This is a genomic window from Isoptericola sp. NPDC055881, from assembly GCF_053615895.1.
The window spans coordinates 1-6,985 of sequence record NZ_JBSHCR010000117.1 but is presented as its reverse complement, the minus strand read 5'-3'; the positions used below and the strand labels follow the sequence as shown (position 1 = coordinate 6,985).

Below are 6,985 nucleotides of genomic sequence, written 5' to 3'. Positions count from 1 at the left end.
CCCCGAGTGGCGGCAACGCCTACGACCGCCGTGTGTGCCTGGACCTGCCCGGCTTCGGCTGGCAGGTCAGTAGAGGATGACCGGGGTGCCGTGGGGCATGCCCCAGGAGTCCCACAGCCAGTTGATCGCCGAGTTGGACACCCGCACGCACCCGTGCGAGGCGGGGTACGGCGGGATCGACGGCGAGCCGTGCACCGCGTACCCGCCCGAGAAGTACTTCGGCCGGTACATCGAGCCCAGCTCGAGCGTGGACTCGTGCATGCCGTCGCGCTCCATGTAGACCGCGAACGAGCCGTGCGGGGTCGTCGCGTGATACGTGCGGCCCTTGGCCTCGTAGGTGTCGCCGTTGCCCGACGACGCGTTGAAGATCCGGGTGACCTGACCGTTCTCGACGGTCATGAGGAGCTGTCGCTCCAGGTCGATCTCGACCACCTTGCCCGACGACGAGTGCGCCTGCGGGCGCACGCCGTCGTCGAGGGCGGCCTGCGTCTTCGGGCCGACGACGCCGTCGCGGTACTGGCCCGCCGCCTTCTGCAGCGCCCACACGGCCTGCTGCGTGGCGGGGCCGAAGCTGCCGTCCGCGTCCAGGAGGAAGTAGCCCAGCTCCTGCAGCCGCTCCTGGAGGGCGACGACCCGCGCGCCGGAGTCGCCGTAGGCGAGCATCTTGTCGCGCTCCTCGGCGGCCTTCTTCGCGGCGGCCTCCTCGGCCGCCTTCTGGTCCGCGGCCTCCTGGGCGGCGGCCTCCTCGGCGGCCTCCTTCTCCGCGGCCTTCTTCTCCGCGGCCTTCTTCGCCTTCTCGGCAGCCTTCTGCTCGGCGGCCTTCTTCGCGGCGTCGTCGGCGGCCTTCTGGTCCGCCTGCTGCTGGGCGGCGTCCTCGGACGCCGAGCCCTGGACCCCGTCGTCGGTGGCCGAGGCGCCGTCGGACGCGCTGCCGGTCGACGTCGCGGCGGTCGGGGCGGCGCCGGGCTCCGGCTGCGTGTCACCCGGGAGCGGGGCGCAACCTCCGAGCACCAGGGCGAGCACCACCGGCACGCCGAGGAGCGACGCCGCGCGGCGTCGCCGAGTCCTGGGAACCGTACGCATCGTGCCCCTTCCGCGCCGGTGTGCGGCGTACCGGGTGCGCCGCGGGGTACCACCGTGCCCCGTGCGCGCCCGGATCGCGAGCGCAGCACCCCGGCCGTGTCGTGATCGTGACCTGTCGTTCGTCGTCCACCTGCTACGACGCGCGACGAGGCGAAAAGGTTGTGGCGCGGGACATCTTCTCGCACGCGGGCCGCCCCACCGTCCGCAGGGACGGCGGGGCGGCCGCGTCGCCGGCAGGGCGGGTCAGCGGCGGTCCTCCTTGAGGACGGCGAGGCGCTGCCGGTACTCGGCCTCGTCGATCTCACCGCGGGCGTACCGCTCGCCCAGGACGTCGACGCCGCCGGCGCCGCCGCGCGCCCACGGCGGCCCGTACCGGCGCGCCCGGCGGGCGATCAGGAACACGACGGTGGCGAAGAGCAGGAACCACAGGATCGGGAAGACGATCCACCAGCCCGGCCCCCCGCCGCCGGCGTACGGGTGCGCGGCGACGGCCGCGGGGACGGCGATCGCGGTGGCAGTGGTGAGCATCGTGGACTCCTCGTGACGGTGGGTCCGCCCTCTGCGGGCCCTCGACCACCACCGTCGCCCGGCGGGGAGGGCCGCGTCGTCACCCCGGCGTACCGACCTGGGTGGTCCCGTCGTGCCACCGGTCGAGGGTGCGCCACGGGCTGGTCAGCCGGACCAGCCCGGCCGGACGACGCCGCCCTCGTACGCCGCGACGACGAGCTGCGCACGGTCCCGAGCACCCAGCTTCGCCATCACCCGCGAGACGTGCGTCTTGACGGTCGACTCCGACAGGTAGAGCGAGCGCGCGATCTCGTCGTTCGACAGCCCGCCGGCCACCTCGACGAGCACCTCGCGCTCGCGGGCGGTGAGGTCACCGAGGCCGGGCGGGGGCGGCACGTCCCGGGTGGCCTCCGCGACGCGGGCCAGCAGCCGGCGCGTCACGGTCGGGGACAGGAGGGCGTCGCCCGCGGCGGCCACGCGCACGGCCCGGACGAGGTCCGCAGGCTCCGTGTCCTTCACGAGGAAGCCGCTCGCGCCGCCGCGGATCGCCTCGGCCACGTACTCGTCCAGCTCGAACGTGGTCACCACGACCACGTGCACGTCGGCGGCACCAGGGTCGGCGACGATGCGACGGGTGGCCTCAAGGCCGTCGGTGCCGGGCATGCGCACGTCCATGAGGACCACGTCGGGCAGCAGCTCCAGGGCCAGGCGCACCGCCTCGTCCCCTCGCGCGGCCTCGCCCACCACGGTCATGTCGTCCTCGGCGTCGAGGAGCGCGCGGAAGCCGCCCCGCACCAGCGCCTGGTCGTCGGCCAGCAGCACGCGGATCATGCGTCCTCCGTCGCGTCGTCGGGCAGCGGGATGGTGGCGTCGACGACGAAGCCTGCCCCACGCCCGGGCGACCCGTGCTCCGTGCGCAGCCCGCCGCCCGCGCCCTCGACCCGCTCCCGCATCCCGCGCAGCCCGTAGCCGGGCGGGCGCTCCTCCGGAGGTCCGCCGGGCCCGCCGTCGTCGGTGACGGTGACCCGCAGCCGGTGGTCCTCGCGCGCCACCCGCACGACGACGGACCGTGCGCCCGGCGCGTGCCTGCCCACGTTCGTCAGGGACTCCTGCACCACGCGGTACGCGACGCCCGCGAGGCGCGGGGGCACCGCGCCCTCGGAGAGGAGGGCGGGCTCCACGTCGAACCGGACGTCGACGGCGCGGGCGCGCAGCGGCTCCGCCAGGCGGGGCAGCGCCGCGAGGTCCCACGTGGGGGAGCGCGGCTCGTGCGCGCCCTCCCGCCCGGCGTCCTCGCCGTCCGGCGGGTCCTCGCCGCGCACGACGCCCAGCACGGCGCGCACCTCGTCGAGGGCGTCGCGGCTGGTGGACTTGATGGACGCGAGCGACGAACGCGCCTGCTCGACGTCGCGGTCCAGCAGGTGCAGGCCCACGCCCGCCTGGACGTTGATGGCGGACAGCGAGTGGGCGAGGACGTCGTGCAGCTCGCGCGCGATGCGGAGGCGTTCGGTGGCGACGGCCGTGCGTTCGCGCTCGGCGCGGGCGGTGCGCAGGGCGGCCGCGCGCGCGACGCGCTCGCGGACGCCGGTGGCGACCAGGAGCGCGACGGCGGTCCAGGCGGCCCCGCCCAGGACGGCGGCGGACCGCGGCGCGTCGTCGCGGAGGGCTGCTGCTCCCACCACGGTGCCCCACAGGAGCGCCGCCCCCGACCAGGCGATCACGCGGGCACGGCCGGCCGGGCCCGTGAGCAGCACCATGACGAGCACCCCGACCGCGCCGCCCAGCACCGGTCCCCACGCGTAGCCCAGCACCAGGTATGCGCCGACGGCGCCGACCGCCAGCAGCACCGCGAGCACCGGCCGGCGGGGAAGGGTGAGGAGCACGACCGGCCCGACCAGCGCGAGGAGCAGCCCCAGCGCGTCGACGTCGCGGGCGCCCGGCTGCCAGTGCGACGCCCCGAGGGTCCCGAACGTCACGACGACGGCGAGCGCCACCGCGAGGAAGAGCCGGGGGCGCCAACGGTCGAGGGGGCCGCGGTCCATGCCGGGCACGCTACGCCGCGGCCGGCGGCAGCGCGTCCGACCAGGGTGCCGTGCGGCGTCGTCCCCCGGGACCATGCCCGGGCGGCACTGCGGGCGCCGTCGCACGACCGACCCCGTGGTGTGGGCGGCCGGCGCTACCGTCGCGAGGTGACCCGCGACGACGCCGCGCCGGCGGTGCGGCTGACCCGAGACCAGGCCCGCCGCATCGCGGTGCGGGCGCAGCTGCTCGACGGGCGCCGCGCGGACGACCCGCGGCACCCGGGCGACCTGGTGGCGACCGTCGAGCACCTCCTGGTGCTGCCGGTCGACCCGACGACGGCGGTGGCGCCCGCCGTCGACCTCGTGCCCTGGTCCCGCCTCGGCCGTGCGACGTGGCCCGGCGCGGTGGAGGACGCCCTGGCGGACCGGATGCTGTTCCGGCTGGGCGGCACGGTCCGCTCGACGGAGGACCTCCCGCTCTGGCTCGAGCAGATGCGTCGATGGCCCTTCGGGGACTGGCGTGCGAGCTGGTTCCACGACAACGCGCCGTTCCTCGACGACGTCCTCGCCCTGCTTGCCCAGGCCGGCCCGCTCAGCGCCCGCGACGTGCCGGACACCAGCGTGCGGCCGTGGCGCTCCACCGGCTGGACGGGGCACCGCAACGTGACGCAGATGCTGGAGTTCGCGGCTCTGCACGGGGACGTCGCGGTCGCCGGGCGGCGCGGCCGCGACCGCCTGTGGGACCTGGCGGAGCGCGTCTACCCGGACGTCACGCCGCTGCCCCGCGAGGAGGCGGCCCGCGAGCGCGTCGCCCGGTTCGTCCGCGCGCGCGGCATCACCCGCGCCCGCGTGCCAGGGCTCCCCGGGGACGAGGACTACGTGGACCTCACGGGGACGCCTGCGACGGTGGAGGGCAGCGACCGGACGTGGCTCGTCGACCCGGGCGCGCTGGAGTCGGTCGACGAGCCCTTCGAGGGCCGCACCGCCGTGCTCTCGCCCTTCGACGCCCTCGTGCACGACCGTGCCCGGCTGCTGGAGATCTTCGACTTCGACTACGTCCTCGAGATGTACAAGCCGCGCGCCCAGCGCCGGTGGGGCTACTTCGCGCTCCCCGTGCTGCACGGGGACCGGTTCGTCGGGAAGGTGGACGCCACCGCCGACCGGAGGGCCGGCGTCCTGCGCGTGGACGCGATCCACGAGGACCTGCCCTTCACGCCCGACGTCGCACAGGCGGTGCGGCACGAGCTGGCGGAGCTCGCCGGGTGGCTCGGGCTCGACGACGTCTCGCTCTGACCCGCCGGAGCACCGCCGCGGGCGGATGAGAGGGCTCTCATCGGCGTCTCACCCCGCGCTTCCGCCCGCGCGGTCGGATGACGGGGTGCCGACCCCTCCGCCCACCGCACCGCCCGCGGTCGCCTCTGACGACCGCCGCGCCTGGCTCGACCTGCTCGCCGGCGACGGCGCGGCCGACGTGCTGGGCGCGGCGCTCGCGGCGGACGGCGCCGAGCTCGAGTCCTGGACGCTGCGGCAGGTGCACGCGCGGCCGGGCGCCGAGGTGACGGTCGCCTTCGAGGTCGTGGCCCGGCGGGCGGAGGGCGGGGTGCGTCGCGCGCACGAGCACCTCTTCGCGTCGACCGCCCCCGCCTCCACCTTCCGCCGCGCGCGGGGCGAGGACCTGCCGGTGGGCAGCGACCCCGGGCCGGGCGTGGTGCGGCTCGACGACGGCGGCCGGAGCCTGCACGTGTGGCGCCACCCGCACGACCCCGCGCTGCCCGGGCTGGAGGCAGGGAGCACGCCGGCGCTCGTGCAGGAGCGGCTGCGGGAGGCGGGCGCGGACGTCGCGGTGCTCGGCCTGGAGACCGTCATCTACCGCCCCCTGCGCCGCGCGGTGCTCCGGGCGCGCACGTCCGCGGGCACCGTGTACGTCAAGGTGGTGCGGCCCTCCCGCGTGGGCGAGCTGGTCGAGCGGCACGCGCTCTTCGCGGGCGCGCCGGCGGGCGTCCACGCGCCGCCGGTGCTCGGCCGGTCACCCGACGGCGTCGTGCTGCTCGCGGAGGTGCCGGGCGCGTCGGTCGCCGACCTCGTCGCCCGGACCCCGGCGGTCGGCCAGGCGGGCTGCATCGACCCCGCGGAGATCCTGCGGGTGGCGCAAGGCCTCCCGGCCGCGGGCCGACGGCTGCCGCGTCGTGCGCCGTGGGCCGACCGGCTCGACCGCTACCTCGGCACCCTCGCCTCGCTGCACGGGATGGAACCGGGCCGCCTGGAGCACCTGGGCGCCCGGGTCGCGGCCGTGGTCGCGACGCGGGACCCGGGGCCCGTGGTCACGACCCACGGCGACCTGCACGCGGCGAACCTGCTGCTCGACCCCGCCGACCACCCTGCCGACGACCCAGCCGACGAGCCCGGCGGAGCGCGCACGACCCCGCGCGTGGGCGGTGTGCTGGACGTCGACACCCTCGGCCCGGGCCATCTGGTCGACGACCTGGCGTGCGCCGTCGCGCACCTGGCCGTGCTCACCGCGCTCGAGCCCCGCCTGTACGCGGGGACGGAGGGGCTCGTCGCGCGCTGCCTGGACGTCTTCGGTCGCGCGGCGGACCCGGCGCTCCTGCGCGCGCGGGCAGCGGCCGTCGTCGTCTCGCTCGCGGCCGGAGCGGACGACGCCGTGCGCGCCGACGCGTTCCTCCACGTCGCCGAGCGGCTCGCGGACGCGACGGGAATCTGAGAGACCTCTCACCCGCGGCTCGCCGGCGTCTCACGGGGCCCGCGAAGGCTGGGAACCAGCCGGGCAGGAGCCCGGACCGCCCGGCGGGCACGCCGCCGACCGACACGAGGGAGCAGCACCATGAAGGCACGCAGCGCATGGATCGTCACCGGAGCGCTGGGCGCGGTCGGCCTGGGCGCCGTCGCCGCCGCGGCGCAGGGCGCCGGCGACCGCGCGCCGTCGGACGACGTCGCGACCACCACGGTGCGCCTCGCCGACGACCGCGGGGGCTCGACGCCGGACCCGACGTCGAGCGCGAACGCGGCCACCGCACCCGTCGAGTCGCCCGTCCGGTCGGCGGACCCGTCGCCGTCGGCGGTGCAGAACGCCTCGTCCGTCACCACGGTGACGGCCCAGACCGCGCAGTCGGCGAAGACGGCCCCGACTCCTCAGTCGCCCGCCAGCCCGAACACGCCCGCCAGCCCGAACACGCCGGCGAGCCCGGTCAGCCCGGTCACCCCGCAGTCGGCCCAGAGCGCCCCGAGCGCCCCGAGCGCCGGCTGACCGCCCCACCCGCCCTCGCCGAACAGGCGGGTTTTTACCTGTTGAAAGCCGGGGACCTGGGCAAACCCCCCTTAGGCGCCGGGGGGGGGGGGCCGGGGGGGGGGGCCGG

The 6,985-nt window shown here is 76.9% G+C and carries 7 protein-coding genes; 3 read left to right on the top strand and 4 right to left on the bottom strand.

Annotation, left to right across the window (positions count from 1 at the left end; all coding sequences use genetic code 11):
- Positions 1–66: 66 nt before the first annotated feature.
- The 4 genes from ACWGKI_RS20210 to ACWGKI_RS20195 all read right to left on the bottom strand — a co-directional run bounded on the left by ACWGKI_RS20210 (position 67) and on the right by ACWGKI_RS20195 (position 3,632).
- Positions 67–1,083 (bottom strand): L,D-transpeptidase family protein, encoded by a 1,017-nt coding sequence (locus ACWGKI_RS20210; RefSeq protein ID WP_452189433.1) that lies wholly within the window; start codon positions 1,081–1,083, stop codon positions 67–69.
- A gap of 243 nt (positions 1,084–1,326) precedes the next feature.
- Positions 1,327–1,611 carry an SHOCT domain-containing protein gene (locus tag ACWGKI_RS20205; protein WP_452189432.1) on the bottom strand — a complete coding sequence of 95 codons (285 nt, stop codon included), beginning with the start codon at positions 1,609–1,611 and terminating at the stop codon, positions 1,327–1,329.
- A 144-nt stretch (positions 1,612–1,755) separates the two neighbouring features.
- On the bottom strand, positions 1,756–2,421 hold the full coding sequence (locus ACWGKI_RS20200) for a response regulator (RefSeq protein WP_380245240.1): 666 nt from the start codon (positions 2,419–2,421) through the stop codon (positions 1,756–1,758).
- A complete protein-coding gene (locus ACWGKI_RS20195; protein WP_452189430.1) occupies positions 2,418–3,632 on the bottom strand; it encodes a sensor histidine kinase in 1,215 nt (404 codons plus the stop codon). Before ACWGKI_RS20195 ends, ACWGKI_RS20200 begins: the two co-directional genes overlap by 4 nt.
- A 147-nt stretch (positions 3,633–3,779) precedes the next feature.
- Between ACWGKI_RS20195 and ACWGKI_RS20190 the strand changes: the two genes are divergently transcribed.
- The 3 genes from ACWGKI_RS20190 to ACWGKI_RS20180 all read left to right on the top strand — a co-directional run bounded on the left by ACWGKI_RS20190 (position 3,780) and on the right by ACWGKI_RS20180 (position 6,876).
- Positions 3,780–4,904, top strand: a complete 1,125-nt coding sequence (locus tag ACWGKI_RS20190; RefSeq protein ID WP_452189428.1) for a DNA glycosylase AlkZ-like family protein — start codon at positions 3,780–3,782, stop codon at positions 4,902–4,904.
- An 85-nt stretch (positions 4,905–4,989) separates the two neighbouring features.
- Positions 4,990–6,333 (top strand): phosphotransferase, encoded by a 1,344-nt coding sequence (locus ACWGKI_RS20185; protein WP_452189426.1) that lies wholly within the window; start codon positions 4,990–4,992, stop codon positions 6,331–6,333.
- Between the two features lie 120 nt (positions 6,334–6,453).
- On the top strand, positions 6,454–6,876 hold the full coding sequence (locus ACWGKI_RS20180; RefSeq protein ID WP_452189424.1) for a hypothetical protein: 423 nt from the start codon (positions 6,454–6,456) through the stop codon (positions 6,874–6,876).
- Positions 6,877–6,985: the final 109 nt, after the last annotated feature.

Coding starts and splice junctions, on each gene's coding strand:
- ACWGKI_RS20200 (WP_380245240.1), bottom strand. CDS start 2,421: ATGATCCGCGTGCTGCTGGCCGACGACCAGGCGCTGGTGCGGGGCGGC.
- ACWGKI_RS20205 (WP_452189432.1), bottom strand. CDS start 1,611: ATGCTCACCACTGCCACCGCGATCGCCGTCCCCGCGGCCGTCGCCGCG.
- ACWGKI_RS20180 (WP_452189424.1), top strand. CDS start 6,454: ATGAAGGCACGCAGCGCATGGATCGTCACCGGAGCGCTGGGCGCGGTC.
- ACWGKI_RS20210 (WP_452189433.1), bottom strand. CDS start 1,083: ATGCGTACGGTTCCCAGGACTCGGCGACGCCGCGCGGCGTCGCTCCTC.
- ACWGKI_RS20195 (WP_452189430.1), bottom strand. CDS start 3,632: ATGGACCGCGGCCCCCTCGACCGTTGGCGCCCCCGGCTCTTCCTCGCG.